Origin of the sequence: Mesorhizobium mediterraneum (genome assembly GCF_002284565.1) — a bacterium.
Taxonomy (GTDB): Bacteria; Pseudomonadota; Alphaproteobacteria; order Rhizobiales; family Rhizobiaceae; genus Mesorhizobium; species Mesorhizobium mediterraneum.
The window spans coordinates 58,723-77,467 of the sequence record NZ_NPKI01000011.1 but is presented as its reverse complement, the minus strand read 5'-3'; the positions used below and the strand labels follow the sequence as shown (position 1 = coordinate 77,467).

The following is an 18,745-nucleotide window of genomic DNA, read 5'->3' as shown; positions in this document are numbered from 1 at the left end:
CGCGGCGCGGCCTCTGTCAACAGGGTCCCAGAGACCCGGCGCAGATCTCCTCCCGGCAAGCCGGAAGGAGATCAAGCTGGTTTGGACTCACTCGGAATAGAGGTACTTTGAGATGTTCGGATCGGCGATGTTCGACTTGTCCATGATCGTGAAGCCGGTGCCGATCGCAACCGGGATCGACTGGCCGGTCAGGTGGGCATAGGCCGAAACGACTCCAAAATAGCCGATCTCAGCCGGATGCTGGGCAATCGCCACGTCCACCAAGCCGGTGTTGATGTTGTCGACGATGCTGGTCGGCGCGTCGAACGCCACGACCTTGATGGTGCCGGTCTGCCCAGCTTGCTGGACGCCATTCGCCGCGCCGAGCGCCGAGAACAGGTTTGCACCGAACACTCCAACGAGATCGGAGTTGCGCGCGAACACAGCCTGAAGCTGCGAGGCGGCCTTGTTGGCGTCGTTGTCGTTGAACTGGGTTTCGAGGACGGTGATGCCGGGATGATTGGCCGCCATCTCCTTCTTGAAGCCCTCTTCACGCTGATCGGTGGTCGAAATGCCAGGCTTGACGTTCGAAACGTAGACCTTGCCCTTGTCGCCTATGGCCTTGGCCAATGCCCGGGCGGCGATCTCGCCGCCGAGAATGTTGTCCGAAGCGATATAGGACAGCGGGAAATCCGCCTCGCCGGCACCGGTCTGATAGACGCCGCTGCCGATGAAGGTGTCAACGGTGATCACCGGGATGCCGGCATCATTGGCCTTGCGAAGCGGCTCGACCAATTGAACCTTGTCGGTCGGCGCAATCAGGATGGCGTCCGGCTTCTTGGCGATGACCGCGTCAAGCACGGGGACTTGCGTCACCGGATTGAAATCAGGGGCGCCCTGGAAAACCAGGGTCACGCCAAGGGCATCGGCTGCTGCCTGCGCTCCCTTGCGCATGGTGATGTAAAAACCGTCGGTGGTAAGGCCGGGAACGAGAGCAACGGTGAACTTCTTGTCCTGCGCCAAAGCGGGCGTGATCAGCGCCGTTGCGCAGATGGCGAGAGCCGCAAGGGCGGCAACAATCTTTTTCATAACATCCTCCTCATAATGTTGGCAGATTTGCCGTTGCGATTGACATCGACATGGCCGTCAATCCGTTCCGGCTACGTGAAATGCTGGCGGCGAGAAACGGGTTTCGCCTGCTTGCTGTTATGGGCAGCTTCCTCCCGAGCGCCCCCCAGTCGTTAGATCAGCCAGTCGAAACCCGACCAGCCTGATACGCGCAGTCCCGTTCCTAGCCTCCGCAAGGTCGAAGGAATAACGCCGCTCGGCGCACATGCGTGCCTAGCCGCAAAATTGTAACACTTTGCTGAAAGAAATTGCAACCTGGTATTTCCTGGCTGGAAACGCTTTCAAACCGGACGACATTTGTCTGCTCCGCAGAGCCCCTTACGCAGACTATTGCCCCAACGCTTTGACGGCACAACTGATGATTTCACGGCGGTGGGCTGGCGAGCCACGTTTGGGATCGATCAGGTGTGCCGATCGGCGCGCCCGCCTCTATTGAGGCAAGAGAGCCTCGAGAATGGCCTGGGCAGTCTTCGTGTCCGTTACCAGAGCATTGATAAGCCTGGCGCGGACGGCACCGATAATGGCGGTCGCCTTCTCCGGCGAGGCGGCGACACCGATCACCAGAGGGACGGCTCGAAGCTGGGCCGGCGACATAGCGATCATCCGGCTCTCCCCTTCCCACGGGATAAGGGAACCTTCGGCGTCGAAATAATGCCTGATAACGTCTCCAGCCGCGTGGAACAGGGCTTGCTCGCTCAGCGTGGCCGCGCTCGCCTCGGGCGGATTGATGGCATGGGGCAGGCCGATGCCGACGATCGCAACGTCGGTCCGGTCCCAAAGCGCGACGCTGTCGCGGATGGCCGCATCGCCGAGGAAGACCTCACGCAACTCGGTGGACGGCAGATAGGGCGCATGGATGAAATGCGGCGTCCCGCCGAACTCTTCGGCGGCAAGCCGCACAAACTCGTTGATCTGAAAATGCGGCGCCTGCTGCTGCATGCCGCCGGTGGCAGCGACGGTAAGAACGCCGGGAATGCGCGGCAGGCCTGCCCGGATCACCTCGCGAATGGCTCGCCCCCAGCCGATGGCGACCACCGACCCGGCCGTCAGTTCCGCTTGCTTGAGCAAGGCGCCGAGCGGCGCGGCGAGCGCCGTCAGCGCACCGGCTGCCGGCGTTTCGATGACCGCCGCGTCGCGAAGTCCCAGCCCTTCGACCAGCTGCGTGGTGATGCCTTCGGGCGTTGCAAGATCGAGAACCTCGATCCGCACGATGCCCTCTGCCCTCGCCCGCTGCAGAAGACGCGATATGGTCGCGGTGGAGACACCAAGCCGCCGCGCGATATCGACCTGCGACATCTCCGCCTCGTAGTGCAGTTTGGCGACCGTATGCAGCATCGTCCGCGATGCGGCGGCTGCATCTTGTGCGGGAGGGACAGACAGCTTGCAATTCCTTTCAGCAATGTGTTACAGACCCATCGATGGATGGGAGTTATCGCGCAAATTCGGCTGACTCGCAACGTGGGCCCGTTTCCACGGCAGATGGCGGGCCAAGGCCAGATTTCTCGGTTCGATAACGCATCAAAACGGCAAACCTCCCTGCGACAGGCAGGTAAAGACTGAACCTTTCTTGTTCCACGGATCTGCGCCCTGGTGAATGGGCGCCAACATCGGACAGAAGACCATGACAAAGATGACGACCGCAGAGTTGCGCGGCTACCAGCAGATATGCGGCAAGGATGGGGCCATGATGGCCATCGCCTGTGACCAGCGCGGCGGCATGCGGACCTTGCTTGCGTCTGACCCTGCAGAACAGGCCACGATCACCAACGACATGCTCGGCGACACCAAGTCGGACATCACGCGATACCTCGCCAGCCAGGCATCCTGCGTGCTGCTCGACCCGCTCTGCGCGGTGCCGCGGGTTGTCGATGAAGGGGTGCTGAACCGAGATACGGCTCTGCTCATCGGCCTCGACGCCTCAGGCTTCGACGTCTCGCCCGCCGGCTACCGCCTGTCGCGCCTCGTTCCCGGCATCGACGCGCGCCGCGTCCGCGAGCTCGGCGGCACCGGCGGCAAGATCATGGTCTATCTCAGGGCTGACAGGCCTGAGGCGAATGAGCACAATATCGCCATTCTGCGCCAATGCATCGCCGACTTCGCGCAAGAGGACCTCCTGCTTGTCGTCGAGTTCCTGACCTATCAGGTCGAAGGGGAAAGCCTTGAAGACTATACGGCCAAGATCCCCTGGCTAGTCGAAGGGGGCACCCGGATTTCGCTGGAATGCGGGGCAAAGGTGCTCAAGCTTCCTTATCCCGGAACGCCGGAAGCTTGCGCAAGGATCAGCAGCATGGCTGGCGAGGTGCCATGGGCGGTCCTCTCCGCCGGCGTCAACCACGCAACGTTCCTGGGCCAGGTCGAGATCGCGATGAAGAACGGCGCATCAGGTGTCATCGCCGGTCGGTCGCTGTGGAAGGACTGCATCTCGCTTGACCGTGACATTCAGCGGGAAAGGCTTAAGACCATCGCTGTGGCGAGATTGCGCGAGCTTCAGGCGGTGATCGGAAACTACAGGCAGAAAGCCGCTTAGCCGTTCGGCGTTCACACCAGGCACGCACGGGACGTCATGCCTCAGACCATGATCCCGAAAAGTGGGGACCGGTTTTCGGAAAAGATCATGGTCAAACAGCAAGATAGAGCCCCATTTCGATTTAGTCGAAATGGAACAGGCTCTAGTTCGATGGCCATAGGAATCGATATCGGCGGCACCAATCTGCGCGCCGCCCGTATTTCCGGCACAGGCGAAATCCTCGATCGTATTTCCGAGAAGAGCGCGCCGGATCCGGAGCTTGTGCTCTCCCGGATCGCCGAAATGGTGCGCCGGCTCGATTCTCCCGAAGTTGCCGCCATCGGCATCGGCGTCCCCGGACGCGTCGATGCCCGGCTTGGCGCGGTCTTGTCCGGAGGCTACGTCAACCTCGCCTCGATCCCCCTGGCGCAACGACTGGAAAGCCTGGCAGGCAAGCCCGTCTTGATCGACAATGATTGCAACATGGCACTGGTCGCGGAAATGGCTCTCGGCGCCGCCAGAGGCCGTGAAAGCATCGTCATGTTCACGATCGGGACCGGCATTGGTGGTGCCGTGGCTCTAGATCGGCAGATCGTCCGCGGCAAGGGGACGGCTGGGCAGCTCGGCCATATCACTGTCGACATATCAGGCGAAGCGTGCGTCTGCGGCCGGCGCGGCTGCGTTGAAACCACCAGCTCAGGCACCGCGCTTGGCCGTCACATCGCGCGGGCAGGCCTCGGTCCGGATGTTTCGGTCGATCAGCTTTTTGCCCGGGATGCGGGCGGTGACACGCTGGCGCGCGGCATACTCGAAGCCTGGGCCAGGCCGCTGCGTGCCGCAATCGATTCGGCCGTGGCCATGTTCGCCCCCGATCTAGTCCTGCTCGGCGGCGGACTTGGCCTGGCGGCCCACAGGGCACTTGCCAACGCCCCGGCTTTGGCTCCCTGGTACCAATGCCCGGTGGAACCGGCGCAACTCGGCGACGACGCCGGCGTCATTGGCGCCGGTCTGCAAGCGCTCGCCGCTGAGGCGACGGTCACGCAGGCGTCGCCGGTGTCCCTGCCGTCCGCTCGGCTCGATCCCGGCCGGCGTGCCGTGCCCACCAGACGCGCCGTGCTGGTCAACGGCATCCCTGCCAGCGGCAAAAGCACGGTCTCGCGCGGTATCGCCGACCGGATGGGATGGCCGTTGCTCACGCTCGATACGGTCAAGAACCCGTTCCTCGAGGCGCTCGGCGGCGGCGACCGTGAATTCAACCGCACGCTCGGCCGCGCCAGTTACGAGGCGATCTGGTCGATCGTCGGCGAAGCTCCGGCGGGCACCACAGTTATCGTCGATGCCTGGTTCGGTTTCCAGCCGCGCCAGGTGCTCGAGGATCACCTGCGCAGGGCTGGCGTCGAGCAGACCGCCGAAATCTGGTGTCACGCGCCCGGCGAGGTTCTGGCCGAGCGCTATCGCGCACGGCTCGACCAGCGCCCCGCCGGCCATCCCGGCGCGGCCTACATCCCCGAACTGATCGAACTGGCCAAGCGTGCCGCGCCGCTGCGGCGCGGACCGCTGTTTGACGTCGACACGACCAAACCGATCGCTTTCGATGCCATCACGCAGTGGCTAAAGGCGACGATTGCGGCTGACACATAGGCAGCGCAGCCGCCCTAACAAATTCAGTGATTTAACCGACAAGCCAATGGTACCGTTGGCTGGGATCGAACCAGCGACCTCCGGATCCACAATCCGGCGCTCTAACCATCTGAGCTACAACGGCACGTTTGCCCGAGCGGGATCGAGATGGACCGTTCATTCTCCGGGACCCGCTCTGTCGTTCGGCGATGCGTCCATACGGGCTATCGGAGTTTAATTCAAGGCTTTTGGCCGCGCATGACCCCGAAAATCAGAATCGATTTTCGGAAAGGATCACGCGCAAAATCCAAAGTTCTACGCCGTCCTGTGCGCCTCCAAGAGGACGCGCGGTGCTGTAGGCAAAGATCGCTCCGGCAACGGCGTCGCCTTTTCGCCGGGCAAAGAAAAAGGCCGGCGGGAGGAGGTGCCGGCCTTTTCCTGTTACGAGCCAGCGGGAGGAGGTGCTGGCTGGTCACCCCGGAGAGCAGAGGGAGGAGGTTCCACCCACCGGGTATTTCGCTTGACCACTATATTTCACATAATCCTATTCGAAGAAATGCGACCTTTTGTTGCATCTTCGAAATATGCGCAAATATTAGGCGGCCTTAATTTCCTTCATCGCCTTCTCGAAGGCGGTCTTTATCGGCTTGGAGACGTCTTCGGCCGCCTTGGAGGTGACGGTCTGGAAATCCTTTGCCTGCTCGACGGCCATCTCGACGCGCTTGCGCAGGAATGCGGTCTGCAGCTCGACGACTTCCGACAGCGACTTGGCGCCGATCAGGGCTTCGAAATGCGAAAAGCCGGCTTCGGTATTGGCGCGCAGAGCAGCGATGGTCTTGAGCGACAGGTCGTTGGAAACGGTCTTGGCGGTCTCAAAGGTCGACTCCAGAGCCTTCTGGGTCTCTTCCGCACCGGTCTTCAGCTTGGCATAGGCCTCTTTCGACTGCTCGACGCCCTTTTCGGCGAAAGCGCGGATCTGGTCGGTGGCCTTGGAAGCATCGAAGCTCGGGAATTCAACGTTTTCGATCGTTTCAGCAGTCTTGGTCCTGGACATTTTCCATCCTTTGCAGTGGCAGCGGCTTTGACAGAAAGCCGTCTCGTTCATGTATGATGGCAATATAAAGGCAATTTTTGTGCATTGCAATATCCTTGTTGCAGTGCACCATAAAATTCTTTCCCTGCGTTAACCACGAGCCCAGAGATTCCAGCGGTTGCACGCTATGGCTTGTGGACCTTCGCGCCGTCGGCTTTTATTAACAAAACGTTAACTGGAAAAACTGCCCGTTCCGTGAGGGTCCGCCAAGCGCATGCCGTCCGAAAACTACTCCTTCCTCGACGTCGCCGTGCTCGACGCGGTCCGCCAGCGCTTTGCCGCAGGCGACGCGATCGCCCTTCTGTCGGCAGATCTCGAACAGGTGATCTGGGCAAACGGACCAGGGGCGGCGGCGTTCGGCTACCCCGACATCGAGGCCATCATCGGCGCCTCGACAGGGCTGCCACTGATCGCCCGGCGCCAGATCATGGCGACAAGCGGTTTTCCACAGATCGGCCGCGACCGCGCCATCACGGTGCGGCTGGCAACCGGCCTAACCAGCCGCGCGGTTGGCTTTCTGGCCAGCGCCGTGACCATGCCTGACGGCGAAAACGCGATCATGCTGGCGGTGCCGGCGGCACAGACCGGCTCGCGCAGCGCTGCCGAGATCGCCGCTCGGGCCATCAGCGGCTTTACCGAAGACGGTCATTTCATCGCCTTCGTCGACGCCAAGGGCAATATCGAGGCCGCTTCCGATGGTTTTTCGGCGCTCGGCATCTTGCCCGAGACGCTGGCAGCGCTCGTGGCCGATGTGGCGAACGAGAGCGATCGCATCGTCAAACGCCTCGTTCCAGGCGGCACCACTTCCTATCCGGCCGGTCTCGCCCGGCTGACGGATGAGCGGCACCTGCTGGTGGTGATCGACGAGAACCAGCTTGACTCCGAAGAAGCCTCCGCTGGCGAGCACACCTATGGCGCTGCGGCCGATGCCGTAGTCCAGCCAAAAGCAGAACAGGACAACGCGCCGGCAACAGTCGCGAAGGCGGATGCGGCAGCGGAGACTGCTCCGGCAGCCGGCGAAGACACTGCGGTGTCGGTGGAGCATGACATTCCCAGTTCGCCCCAACTCGATGCGACTGGGCCCGATGCGACCGAGCAGAGCCCGGAAGCAGCCGATAGCGCCCGCCCTGCGGCCGGCGGAGCCCCCACGCAGCTTGACCATTGGTATTTCAGCGCCAGCGAGGGTGAGACACAAGAGCCGGGCCGACCGAACGCATCCGGGCCTGTCGAGGCACCGGCCGCGTCGGACGCTTCGGCGGAGAATACCGCGCAGGATGCCACCAGGGCCGCCTCCCCGGCCGACCGTGCCATCCCCCCGATCGACCGCGCGGCGGCGCCCCTGCGTTTCGTCTGGCGCACCGACGCCGAGGGCAGGTTCAGTGCCTTGTCGCCGGAATTCGCGGAACTCGTCGGCAAGCCTGCCGCCGATGTGATCGGCCGGCGCTTCAGGGACGTCGCAGCCACTTTCGACCTCGATGCGTCCGGCGAGATCGCGGGCCTGCTCGATCGACGCGACACCTGGTCCGGCCGCTCGGTGCTGTGGCCGGTTGCCGGCACCGATTTCAAGATACCCGTCGACCTGGCGGCGCTGCCTGTCTACAGCCGAAGCCGTGCCTTCGAAGGTTTTCGTGGTTTCGGCGTGGCCCGCTCCAGCGATGCGGTGGTCGATCCGGAAGCGATCGGCATGGCGCTTGTCCCTAATGCCGAAACCCCCGCAGCCGTCGAGCCGGAAGTCGCCGAAACGCCTGAGGACACCGACCCATTCAAGGGCGAGGTGCCGGCGCTGACCATCGTGCCGAAGCCGGAGCGGCGCTTTGCCGACAAGGTGATCCGGTTGGCCGAGCACAGGCAGCCGGCCAATGATAAAGGCCTGTCGACGCTGGAACGCAGTGCATTCCGTGAAATCGGCGAGCGGCTCAAGAAGGACAATCCCCCGACCGAGCAGCCCGACGCTGCAAAGCCGGCAGAACCGGCTGCGGCGGAACCGACCGAAACCGATGGCGAAGACGAGAAGGATGTCGCAAGGCTCGAAGGCGAGCAGCCGGAATCAACCGTGCGCGACATCTCAGGCTCGCTGCTCGACTATGCCGACCGGGATAATGTCGCCGACAACAGCGGCGGTGCGCCGGTTGCAGAGCCGGACAGGGCGACGCAGGAAATCGCTGACTCGGACAGTCGATCGATCGCCGCCGAAGACGACGACAGCATGACGGCTGCCGATTTCCGTGACGCAGAAGACAGCGAGGACTGGGCGCGGTCCGATGACGATGAAACCGATTCGTCAGCCGATGACATCGGCCATGCCGGTGACATGGAGCCGGCGCCCGTCGAGCGGCCGCGCCTGCAGGTGCCGTCGCTCAAGCTCGAAGGGTTCGTGCCATCGGCTTTTTCGACCGCAGACGACAACAACGCTGCGGACATTTCGATTCTCGGCAAGCTGCCGGTGCCCCTGCTCATCCATTCCGGTGACGATCTTCACTATGCGAATGAGGAATTCCTCAGCCTGACCGGCTATGACACGCTCGACGATCTGGAGGATGCAGGTGGCCTCGGCGCGCTGTTTGCCGATCCTTATGACGACAGCGCCACCGATGGCACCGATCACGCGCTGCGGTTGAAGACGCATGACGGTCAGGAGTTCCCGATCGAGGCTATTCTGCGCTCGGTACCGTGGCGTGGCGGCAAGGCGCTGATGCTGGTCGTGCGCCGTTCCGGCGACGACGAGGCAGCGGCTATTCCGCAGGGTGGCGCCGACGACCAGACGCAGCCTGATGTTTCCGAGCTAAAGGCGCGCATCGCCGAGATGCGCACCATCATCGACACCGCGACCGACGGCGTCGTGCTGATCGGCCGTGACGGAACGATCCGCTCGATCAGCCGCCCGGCGGAAGCGCTGTTCGGTTTTGACAGCGACGAGGTGACCGGCAAACCCTTCTTTTCGCTGTTTGCGATCGAAAGCCAGCGCGCGGCACGCGACTATCTCGACGGACTGTCCGAGCCCGGCGTGGCGAGCGTGATGAATGACGGCCGCGAGGTGATCGGACGCGAGGCACAGGGGCGCTTCATTCCGCTGTTCATGACCATCGGCAGGCTGCCCAACGACAGCGGGTTCTGCGCGGTGGTGCGCGACATCACCCAGTGGAAGCGAGCCGAAGAGGATCTGACCCAGGCGCGCGCCGTGGCCGAGCGCGCCTCCTCGCAGAAGACCGACTTCCTCGCCCGCATCAGCCACGAGATCCGCACGCCGCTCAACGCCATCATCGGGTTTTCCGAGCTGATGGTCGACGAGAAATTCGGACCGGTCGCCAATGACCGCTACCGCGACTATCTGCGCGATATCAACCGGTCGGGCAACCATGTGCTCGACCTGGTCAACGACCTGCTCGACATCTCGAAGATCGAGGCCGGCCAGCAGGAGATGGCCTATGAGGCGGTGTCGCTCAACGACACGCTGGCCGAGACGGTGGCGATGATGCAGCCGCAAGCCAACCGCGAACGTGTCATCATCCGCTCCAGCTTCGCCTCACGGCTGCCGGAAGTGGTGGCCGACCTGCGCAGCGTGCGCCAGATCGCGCTGAACATCCTGTCGAATGCCATCCGCTACACGCAGGCCGGCGGCCAGGTAATCGTGTCGACCGCCTATGAGATCTCCGGCGACGTCGTGATGCGCGTGCGCGACACCGGCATCGGCATGAGCCAGTCCGAGATCGAGCAAGCGCTGAAGCCGTTCAAGCAGATCAACGCGCTGAAGCGCGGGCGCGGCGACGGCACCGGTCTCGGGCTGCCGCTGACCAAGGCCATGGTCGAGGCGAACCGCGCTCGATTCACCATCAATTCGACGCCCGGCGAGGGCACTCTGGTCGAAGTCGCTTTTCCGTCGACCCGCGTGCTCGCGGATTGATCTAAAAGAAAAGGCGTCCAACAGGACGCCTTGAATGATGGGATTGCTGTTACAACGGGGGCTTGAGCGAATTCAGATCCTCTGGGGATTTCGAGGAACGGGATTTCTCCCTCAAGTTACGCACGACTATCGGTGCCGGCCCTTAACAAAACCTTACCGGCGTCGCCGAAAATTTACCAATGTGTACCACTCATGAAATCTAGGTAAATTCGAGCGAGATATTTCGTTAACCATGCTCGACCAGCACCTATCAAGCCGAATGGCGGCGCCGCTCTGTTTGCTTAGTCGGCAAGCTGCGGCAAATCGCGGAACAGCTCGAGCGCTTCTGGATTGGCCAGCGCCTCCTTGTTCTTGACGGCGCGGCCATGCACCATGTCGCGCACCGCGAGTTCGGTGATCTTGCCCGATTTGGTGCGTGGGATGTCGGCGACGGCGACGATCCTGGCGGGAACGTGGCGCGGGCTCGCCCCGCTGCGGATTTTCGCCCGGATACGTTTTTCCAGCTCGGCGTCGAGCTCAACGCCGGCAGCCAGCCGCACGAACAGCACAACGCGCACGTCATTGTCGAAATCCTGGCCGATGCACAGCGCTTCCAGGATTTCCGGCATCTGCTCGACCTGATTGTAGATCTCCGCCGTGCCGATCCGCACACCGCCCGGATTGAGCGTCGCGTCGGAGCGACCATGGATGATCAGGCCGCCATGGGCGGTCCATTCGGCGAAGTCGCCGTGGCACCAGATATTGTCGAAGCGCTCGAAATAGGCTGCGTGGTATTTCTTGCCTTCGGGATCGTTCCAGAAACCGATTGGCATAGCAGGAAACGCCTTGGTGCAGACGAGCTCACCCTTCTCCTGCCTGAGCGGGCGGCCATCGTCATCCCAGACATCGACGGCGAGACCGAGACCGGGTCCCTGGATCTCTCCGGTCCACACCGGTTCCGTCGGCACGCCGAGCACGAAACAGGATACGATGTCGGTGCCGCCGGAGATCGAGGCGAGATGCACGTCGTGCTTAATGCCCTCATAGACGAAGCGAAAATCTTCCGGCGACAATGGCGAGCCGGTGGAGGAGATCGTGCGCACGGTGGAAAGATCATGCGTGCGGATCGGTTTGAGGCCGGCCTTGCGCACGGAATCGATGAATTTGGCCGAGGTGCCGAAATAGGTCATCTTCTCGGCGTCGGCAAAATCGAACAGCACATTGCCGTCGGGGTAGAAGGGCGAGCCATCATAAAGCAGAAGGGTTGCGCCCGACGCGAGGCCGGACACCAGCCAGTTCCACATCATCCAGCCGCAGGTGGTGAAATAGAAGAAGCGGTCGCCGTCGAGCAGGCCGGCATGAAGCCGCTCTTCCTTGACATGCTGGATCAGCGTTCCGCCGGCCGAATGGACGATGCATTTGGGGATGCCGGTCGTTCCGGAAGAAAACAGGATGTAGAGCGGATGCGCGAACGGCAACCGTTCGAAAGCGACCGCCTTGGCCGCGAAGGATGAGAGTGCCTCGTCCAGCGCCGCAGCCTTCTCGACGGTCGCCGCGACATCGCTCGAAGTGCCGAGATAGTCGACGATCAGGACCTTGCGGACGGTGGGAAGCTTTGCCGCAACGGCCGCGATCTTGTCGGCGACCTCGATCGCCTTGCCATTGTACCAATAGCCGTCGGGCGCGATGAAGACGACAGGCTCGATCTGGCCGAACCGGTCCAGCACGCCCTGTTCGCCGAAATCTGGAGAGCAGGACGACCAGACCGCGCCAATCGAGGCTGTCGCCAGCAGGGCGGCGACGGTCTCCGGCATGTTGGGCATCATGGCGGCGATGCGGTCGCCCTTTTTCACCCCAAGCGACAGGAAAAGCTGCTGCAGCCGCGAGGTCAGCGCATGCAGCTCATTCCAGGAGAGCCGGCGCTCGACCTTGTCCTCGCCGCGAAAGACGATAGCGTCACTGGGCCCGGTCTTCTTCAGGAGGTTCTCGGCGAAGTTCAGCTTCGCGTCGGGAAAAAACGCGGCGCCGGGCATCTTATCGCCATCGACGAGCACGCGCTCGCCCCCGCTGGCGCCCTTGTCGCCCACGATCCCGCAAAAATCCCAGACCAGGCTCCAGAATGCCTCGCGATCGTCGATCGACCAGCGGTGTAGATCGGCATAGGATGAAAAAACCTTGCCGGTTCCAGCCGCGGCGGCCGTCATAAAGGCGGTCATCGGCGCCGCGTCGACCTGGTCTTTCGTCGGTGCCCAGAGCGGTGCTTCGCCAGCCATGATCAATCCTCCCGCGGTCACCGTCGCTTATGCATATCGCAGCGCAGCAGAGCAAGATTTTGTTCGGCCGAGCGATGTGGATGTGCGCAAATGCCATCGCTGGGCCATAAAGACTTGAAATGCGTCAGCCGTGGGTTACACCCGTCGGGCGATTTTGTCGGAACGGAAGCATACGGGGCGACATGTCATCATCTTTGATCCGGCGCGGAATATGGGCCATCGGCGTTGCCGTGCTCGTCATCGCGCTGGCCGTCGCCGCGCTGCCGCTCGTTGCCTCGACCCGCATCGTGCGCGATCGCATCGCCTGGGAAATGAGTGCGTGGAGCGGTTTCAGGGTCACCATTGACGGCGCGCCGCGGATCGAGGTCTGGCCGAATTTTCGAGCCATCCTGGCCGACGTGACGCTCTCGCAGTGGACAGAGACCGACGCGCCGCCTGTGATCGAAGCCGAACGGGTCGAGGTCAATCTCTCGGCCATGGCGGCATTGCGTGGCGACGTGGTGTTCTCGACGGCGCGGCTGATCCGGCCGACGATCAGGGTTCAACGCGCAGCAAATGGGCTTTTCCTGCCCGCCTTGCCGTCGGGCGGGCGCATCACGCGTTCCATCGACACCGCTCGCGCCGTGGTCAGCGCCAATCCAGCCAAGCCGGACTTGAGCAAGCTGCCGGCAGATCCGTTCGGCACCGTGGAGTTCAGGAACGGCCGCGTGGTGACCTCCGTCGATGGCAAGGACACTGAGATACTGAGCAGCCTGAGCGGACAGGCGAACTGGGCCGCAATGAACAGCAATGCGACGCTGTCGGCGACCGGGATCTGGCGCGGCGAAAGCGTCGCCGTGGACGCCGCTTCGTCGAACCCGCTGGTGCTGTTTGGCGGCGGTGCTGCGCCGATGACGCTTTCCTTCAAGGCGGCCCCTGCCAGTTTTTCGTTCGACGGCGTGGCCAGCATGTCCGAGAACGCCTATTTCGACGGTCAGGCGAAATTTGCCGCGCCCTCGCTCAGGCGCGTGCTCGAATGGTCGCGGGCCGGCATCGCGCCGGGCGCGGCAATCGGCTCGGTTTCCGTTTCCAGCAAGGTCACCGCGACCTCCGGCCGCATTAAACTCGAAAACACTGAGATCGCTCTGGACGACAATCCAGGGATGGGTGCGCTGGACTTCTCCTTTGGCGAGGCGCGGCCGGTGATCGCCGGAACGCTCGCCTTCGACACGCTCGACTTGCGATCGTTTCTTTCCGCCTTCACACCCTTGGCGCCTGCGGACGGCGCTGGTCCCGGCGAAATCGACATAAGCGTCGCCGACCGCATCGATCTCGATCTCAGATTGTCGGCAGCGCAGGCCACCGCAGGCACCATCCAGCTTGCCGACGTCGCCGCCACCGCCCAGGTCAAGGACGGTCTTGCGGTCTTCGATATTTCCGATGCATCGGCCTTTGGCGGCAACATCCAGAGCAGTCTTCGTTTCGACCGCAAGCCGGGCGGCACGCAGGTCGAGATCAGGCTGCTCGCCTCCGATGTCGATGGCGGCGCTTTTGGCACCGCAGCCGGAATGACGCGGCTGGTGCCGATCGGCAGGGGAACCGTTTCGGTCATCCTCAAGGGCCCGGGCAGAACCTGGGATTCCATTTTCGAAAACGCCGACGGCTCGGTTTCAGCGAAATTCGGCCAGGGCGCCTTGAGCCGGCTCGACCTGCCGGCGTTTCTCAAGCACAACGAACAGGGCGGGTTCTTCGCGCTCGACGATGTCTCCGACGGAACGCTGCCGATCGACGGGGCCGAACTCAAGGCGAGCATTTCGAACGGTGTGGCGAGGATCGACAAGGCCGAAGCGAATTCGGCGAAGTACAAGGTCTGGCTTTCCGGCATCGCCTCCTACGCCGGGCGCGGGCTGGCGCTGTCCGGCGGCATCATTCAGGCGGACCAGCCAGCCACGCAGACAAACAACCAGGGTCCCAACCAATCTTCGTTCTTCGTCGGCGGAACGTGGAGCACGCCGTTCATTTCGCCGATAAGCCGCGGGGTTTCCGGAGAATAGGCAACGAGGCTGCTGCGGGCGTCGTCGGAAGTGCGTCCTGCCGGCTTTTTCTGGGTGCCGCTTCTTTCGTCACCCCCGCTGAGCGGCCTGCTCGTCGCGCTGGCGCTGCACCTCGCGACGCTTGTTGGCGAGCGAGGCGATGATGACCCCAACCGCCACGACCGCGATCAGGATGGTGCAGGCGGCGTTGATCTCCGGCGTCACACCGAGACGAACCTGGCTGTAGATCTTCATCGGCAGCGTGGTGGCGCCAGGCCCTGAGGTGAAGCTGGCGATGACCAGATCGTCGAGTGACAATGTGAACGCCAGCATCCAGCCCGACACGATCGCAGGCATGATGACGGGCAGCGTGATCTGAAAGAAGGTCTTCACCGGCGGCGCGCCCAGATCCATCGCGGCTTCCTCCAGCGAGCGGTCGAAGGTGACCAGGCGCGACTGCACGACGACGGCGACGAAGCACATTGTCAGGGTGATGTGGGCAAGCGTGACGGTGAGGAAGCCGCGGTCGAGACCGACGGCGACGAAGAGCAGCAGCAGCGACAGGCCGGTGATGACTTCCGGCATGACCAGCGGCGCAAAGACCATGCCGGAAAACAGCATCCGGCCCTTGAAGCGCGTGTAGCGCGTCAAGGTGAGAGCCGCCAGTGTGCCGAGCACTGTCGCCACGGTGGCCGAGATGACGGCGACGCGGGCCGTTACCCAGGTAGCGTCCATGAGGCCCTGGTTGTGGAACAGCGCGACGTACCATTTGGTCGAGAAACCGCCCCAGACGGTGACCAGTTTCGACTCGTTGAAGGAGAAGACGACGAGCAGGACGATCGGCAGGTAAAGAAAGGCAAAGCCCAGCACGATCGAAGTGATGTTGAAACGGCTCCAGGTCGGGTTCATTTGTCTTGTTCCTGGGCGCGGGCCTGCGCCCGCTGGAAGAGCATGATCGGCACGATCAGCAGCAACAGCAGGATGACCGCGACCGCCGACGACACTGGCCAGTCGCGATTGGCGAAGAACTCGTTCCACAGCGTCTTGCCGATCATCAGCGTCTGCGATCCGCCGAGCAGGTCGGGAATGACGAACTCGCCGACGGCGGGGATGAACACCAGCAGGCAGCCGGCGATGACGCCGGGCACCGACAGCGGAAAGGTGATCTTCCAGAACGCGCTGGTCGGCGGGCAGCCAAGATCCTTGGCCGCTTCGATCAGCGAGTAATCCATCTTTTCCAAGGACGAATAGAGCGGCAGCACCATGAACGGCAGATAGGAATAGACGATGCCGATGAAGATCGCCGTGTAGGTGTTGAGGACGATGAGCGGCTGGCTGATGACGCCGGTGGCGAGCAGCAGCTGATTGAGCAGCCCCTCGGGCTTGAGAATGCCGATCCAGGCGTAGACGCGGATCAGGAACGAGGTCCAGAACGGCAGGATCACCAGCATCAGCAAAGTCGGACGAAGCGTCGCCGGCGCGCGGGCCATGCCATAGGCGATCGGGTAGCCCACAAGCAATGTCAGCACCGTCGAGATGGCGGCGACGATGACACTCGTCACATAGGCATTGAAGTACAGCGCATCTTGCGTCAGCCATGTGTAGTTATCGATGCTGAGCTGTTTCAGCTGGGCGAGAAAACCGGAAAGGCCGTCGCCGAAGTCAAGCACCGGCGTGTAGGGCGGTATGGCGATTGCCGTCTGCGACAGCGAAATCTTGAAGACGATGATGAACGGAATGAGGAAGAAGAACACCAGCCAGAGATACGGGATGATGATGACGAGACGGCCAATGAAGGCGGCACTCAATCTGGCCAAGGCGGATTTGCCAGCATCGGTGGCCTGAGAGGTTGCTGCGGCGGTGACAGCGGCATTCGACATGACCGTCCCCTATCGCGTCAGCACAACGCCGGCGTCCGGCCGGAACGACACCCAGGCACGGTCGTTCCAGCTCAGCGGATCCTCGGTGATGCGGGCCGCGTTCATCGTGCTTGCCCGCACCACGTGGCCGTCGTCGAGCCTGACGTGATAGACGGTCATGTCGCCGAGATAGGCGATATCGTAGACCTCGCCTTCGATGGCGTTGACGGCTCCGGCCGGCTTCTTCGACGATATCTTGATCTTCTCCGGCCTGATCGCGAAAGCGACGGCCGCGCCGGTGGCGGCATCGCCGGCATTCTCGGTCCGGATGGTGATGCCGTTGCCGGCGTCGATGCTTGCCGCGCCGGCCTCGCCACGCGCGATCTTGCCTTCGAACATGTTGACGTTGCCGACAAAGCCGGCGACGAAGCGGGAACCAGGCGCCTCGTAGACTTCCGCCGGCGTCGCCACCTGCATCACCTCGCCCTTGTCGATGATGGCGATGCGGTCGGCCATGGTCATCGCCTCTTCCTGGTCGTGGGTGACGACGACGAAGGTGAGGCCGAGTGACTGCTGCAGATCCATCAGCTCGAACTGCGTTTCCTCGCGCAGCTTCTTGTCCAGCGCGCCCAATGGCTCATCGAGCAGCAGCACCTTCGGCCTTTTGGCGACCGAGCGGGCAAGCGCGACGCGCTGGCGCTGGCCGCCGGACAATTGGTGCGGCTTGCGCTTGGCGAACTGCTCGAGCTTGACCAGCTTCAGCATCTCTCCAACGCGCGCCGCGATCTCGGGCTTCGGCATGCCGTCCTGCTTGAGGCCGAAAGCGATGTTGTTCTCGACCGTCATATGCGGGAACAACGCGTAGGACTGGAACATCATATTGACCGGCCGCCGGTAAGGCGGGATGCCGCGCAGATCCTGGCCATCGAGCAGAATGCGGCCGGCGGTCGGCTCCTCGAAGCCGGCGAGCATCCGCAGAAGCGTCGATTTTCCGCAACCCGACGCCCCGAGCAGGGCAAAGAACTCGCGCTCGAATATGGTCAGCGACAAGTTATTGACGGCGGTGAAGTCACCGAACTTCTTGGTGACCTTGTCGAACTGGATGTATGGCTTGGCGTTCGGATCGTTCCATGGCGCGAAATCCCTGCGGATGCTGCCAAGCGATTTCATGTCCCACTCCGTCCTGGTTCTATCCCCAAAAAAGATTTGACCCCGGCACGCTGTGCCGGGGTCCTTGATCGTCTCTTATTGCCCGGTGACGATCCTGGTCCAGGTGCGGGTGACCACGCGCTGGGTCTTGGAATCGTAAGGGGAGATGGTGAACAGCTTCGCCAGCGTCGCCTCGTCCGGGTAGATCGCCGGGTCCTCGAGTATCTCCTTGCTGATGAACTGCTGCGACGCCTTGTTGCCGTTGGCGTAGAAGACATAGTTGCTCGACTTGGCGATCACTTCCGGCTTCATCATGTAGTTCAGGAATTCATGCGCCTCGGCGACATGCGGCGCGTCGGCCGGGATTGCCATCTGATCGAACCACATTTCGGCACCCTCCTTCGGCACGGAATAGCTGATCTCGACGCCATGGTTGGCCTCGGTCGCACGGTCGCGCGCCTGGAACACGTCGCCCGACCAGCCAACGGCCAGGCAGATGTCGCCATTGGCCAGTGCGTTGATATATTCCGACGAGTGGAACTTGCGGATGTAAGGCCTGATCTTCAGCATCAGTTCCTCCGCCTTGGCGAAATCGTCCAGCGACGTGGTCTCGGGATCGATGCCCAGATATTTGAAGGCGTTCGGGAGGATGTCGCTCGGGGAATCGAGGACATAGACACCGCAATCCTTCAGCTTGGCCAGCTTTTCCGGATTGAAGAACACGTCCCAGCTGTCGATCTTGTCGGTCCCGAGTGCTTCTTGCACTTTCTTGACGTTATAGCCGAGGCCGACCGTGCCCCACATGTAGTTGATCGAATATTCGTTGCCCGGATCGTACTTGGCTGTGCGCTCCGAGACGATGTCCCACATGTTGGAAATGTTGGGCAGCTTCGACTTGTCGAGCTTCTGGAACACACTTGCCTGGATCTGGCGTGCGAGGAAATTGGCGGTCGGCACGACGACGTCGTAGCCGCTGCCGCCGGCAAGCAGTTTCGTCTCCAGAAGCTCGTTGGAATCGAAGGTGTCGTAGGTGACCTTGATGCCCGTTTCCTTGGTGAAATCCTCGATGATCGAGCTGTCGATGTAATCCGACCAGTTATAGACATTGACGACACGGTCCTGGGCATGAGCGCCGAGGGTGAAAAGCGTCAGAAATGCCGAGGTCGCCGAAAGCCAGAACGCTTTGCGGGTCATTGAGTCTCTCCTTTGATGAGTGTTCCATCGCCAGCTCGTCGCAGGGCTGCGC

At 62.4% G+C, this 18,745-nt stretch carries 12 protein-coding genes and 1 tRNA gene; 4 read left to right on the top strand and 9 right to left on the bottom strand.

The genetic code is table 11. From position 1 onward, the window contains the following. Positions 1-87: 87 nt before the first annotated feature. Together CIT25_RS05510 and CIT25_RS05505 are read right to left on the bottom strand one after the other, a co-directional pair. Positions 88-1,068 carry an ABC transporter substrate-binding protein gene (locus CIT25_RS05510; protein ID WP_095483556.1) on the bottom strand — a complete coding sequence of 327 codons (981 nt, stop codon included), beginning with the start codon at positions 1,066-1,068 and terminating at the stop codon, positions 88-90. Positions 1,069-1,536: 468 nt separating this feature from the next. Continuing rightward, positions 1,537-2,442 carry a sugar-binding transcriptional regulator gene (locus CIT25_RS05505; RefSeq protein ID WP_095483555.1) on the bottom strand — a complete coding sequence of 302 codons (906 nt, stop codon included), beginning with the start codon at positions 2,440-2,442 and terminating at the stop codon, positions 1,537-1,539. Positions 2,443-2,728: 286 nt separating this feature from the next. Here CIT25_RS05505 and CIT25_RS05500 point away from each other — a divergent pair, with 286 nt between their 5' ends. Together CIT25_RS05500 and CIT25_RS05495 are read left to right on the top strand one after the other, a co-directional pair. Further along, positions 2,729-3,634 carry a tagatose-bisphosphate aldolase gene (locus tag CIT25_RS05500; protein ID WP_095483980.1) on the top strand — a complete coding sequence of 302 codons (906 nt, stop codon included), beginning with the start codon at positions 2,729-2,731 and terminating at the stop codon, positions 3,632-3,634. A 150-nt stretch (positions 3,635-3,784) separates the two neighbouring features. Beyond that, positions 3,785-5,254, top strand: a complete 1,470-nt coding sequence (locus CIT25_RS05495; RefSeq protein WP_095483554.1) for an ROK family protein — start codon at positions 3,785-3,787, stop codon at positions 5,252-5,254. 47 nt (positions 5,255-5,301) lie between these two features. On the opposite strand, the gene CIT25_RS05490 is transcribed toward CIT25_RS05495, so the two are convergent. After that, positions 5,302-5,378 (bottom strand) — tRNA-His (locus CIT25_RS05490). A gap of 450 nt (positions 5,379-5,828) precedes the next feature. Next, on the bottom strand, positions 5,829-6,287 hold the full coding sequence (locus CIT25_RS05485; RefSeq protein ID WP_095483553.1) for a phasin: 459 nt from the start codon (positions 6,285-6,287) through the stop codon (positions 5,829-5,831). A 253-nt stretch (positions 6,288-6,540) separates the two neighbouring features. Here CIT25_RS05485 and CIT25_RS05480 point away from each other — a divergent pair, with 253 nt between their 5' ends. Next, positions 6,541-10,227: a PAS domain S-box protein gene (locus CIT25_RS05480; protein ID WP_095483552.1), complete on the top strand. Its 3,687-nt coding sequence runs from the start codon at positions 6,541-6,543 to the stop codon at positions 10,225-10,227. Between the two features lie 281 nt (positions 10,228-10,508). Here CIT25_RS05480 and CIT25_RS05475 read toward each other — a convergent pair whose 3' ends face one another. After that, on the bottom strand, positions 10,509-12,479 hold the full coding sequence (locus tag CIT25_RS05475; protein ID WP_095483551.1) for an acetoacetate--CoA ligase: 1,971 nt from the start codon (positions 12,477-12,479) through the stop codon (positions 10,509-10,511). Positions 12,480-12,661: 182 nt separating this feature from the next. Between CIT25_RS05475 and CIT25_RS05470 the strand changes: the two genes are divergently transcribed. Continuing rightward, complete coding sequence (locus tag CIT25_RS05470; RefSeq protein WP_095483550.1) at positions 12,662-14,512, top strand: AsmA family protein; 1,851 nt, start codon at positions 12,662-12,664, stop codon at positions 14,510-14,512. A gap of 69 nt (positions 14,513-14,581) precedes the next feature. Here the strand turns inward: CIT25_RS05470 and CIT25_RS05465 are convergent, their stop codons facing one another. The 4 genes from CIT25_RS05465 to CIT25_RS05450 all read right to left on the bottom strand — a co-directional run bounded on the left by CIT25_RS05465 (position 14,582) and on the right by CIT25_RS05450 (position 18,693). Further along, complete coding sequence (locus CIT25_RS05465; protein ID WP_095483549.1) at positions 14,582-15,400, bottom strand: ABC transporter permease; 819 nt, start codon at positions 15,398-15,400, stop codon at positions 14,582-14,584. Beyond that, positions 15,397-16,371, bottom strand: coding sequence for an ABC transporter permease subunit (locus tag CIT25_RS05460; protein ID WP_095483548.1), 975 nt, complete (start codon positions 16,369-16,371; stop codon positions 15,397-15,399). The genes CIT25_RS05465 and CIT25_RS05460 overlap by 4 nt, the downstream gene beginning before the upstream one ends. Before the next feature lie 9 nt (positions 16,372-16,380). Further along, the gene (locus tag CIT25_RS05455; protein ID WP_095483547.1) at positions 16,381-17,520 is read right to left on the bottom strand and encodes an ABC transporter ATP-binding protein; all 1,140 of its coding nucleotides are present in this window, start codon (positions 17,518-17,520) and stop codon (positions 16,381-16,383) included. Between the two features lie 75 nt (positions 17,521-17,595). Continuing rightward, positions 17,596-18,693 (bottom strand): polyamine ABC transporter substrate-binding protein, encoded by a 1,098-nt coding sequence (locus CIT25_RS05450; protein WP_095483546.1) that lies wholly within the window; start codon positions 18,691-18,693, stop codon positions 17,596-17,598. Between the last annotated feature and the right edge of the window lie 52 nt (positions 18,694-18,745).

Bases quoted from the DNA above. Each gene is read 5' to 3' on its own strand.
- CIT25_RS05510 (WP_095483556.1), bottom strand. From the start codon at position 1,068: ATGAAAAAGATTGTTGCCGCCCTTGCGGCTCTCGCCATCTGCGCAACG.
- CIT25_RS05505 (WP_095483555.1), bottom strand. From the start codon at position 2,442: ATGCTGCATACGGTCGCCAAACTGCACTACGAGGCGGAGATGTCGCAG.
- CIT25_RS05500 (WP_095483980.1), top strand. From the start codon at position 2,729: ATGACAAAGATGACGACCGCAGAGTTGCGCGGCTACCAGCAGATATGC.
- CIT25_RS05495 (WP_095483554.1), top strand. From the start codon at position 3,785: ATGGCCATAGGAATCGATATCGGCGGCACCAATCTGCGCGCCGCCCGT.
- CIT25_RS05485 (WP_095483553.1), bottom strand. From the start codon at position 6,287: ATGTCCAGGACCAAGACTGCTGAAACGATCGAAAACGTTGAATTCCCG.
- CIT25_RS05480 (WP_095483552.1), top strand. From the start codon at position 6,541: ATGCCGTCCGAAAACTACTCCTTCCTCGACGTCGCCGTGCTCGACGCG.
- CIT25_RS05475 (WP_095483551.1), bottom strand. From the start codon at position 12,479: ATGGCTGGCGAAGCACCGCTCTGGGCACCGACGAAAGACCAGGTCGAC.
- CIT25_RS05470 (WP_095483550.1), top strand. From the start codon at position 12,662: ATGTCATCATCTTTGATCCGGCGCGGAATATGGGCCATCGGCGTTGCC.
- CIT25_RS05465 (WP_095483549.1), bottom strand. From the start codon at position 15,400: ATGAACCCGACCTGGAGCCGTTTCAACATCACTTCGATCGTGCTGGGC.
- CIT25_RS05460 (WP_095483548.1), bottom strand. From the start codon at position 16,371: ATGTCGAATGCCGCTGTCACCGCCGCAGCAACCTCTCAGGCCACCGAT.
- CIT25_RS05455 (WP_095483547.1), bottom strand. From the start codon at position 17,520: ATGAAATCGCTTGGCAGCATCCGCAGGGATTTCGCGCCATGGAACGAT.
- CIT25_RS05450 (WP_095483546.1), bottom strand. From the start codon at position 18,693: ATGACCCGCAAAGCGTTCTGGCTTTCGGCGACCTCGGCATTTCTGACG.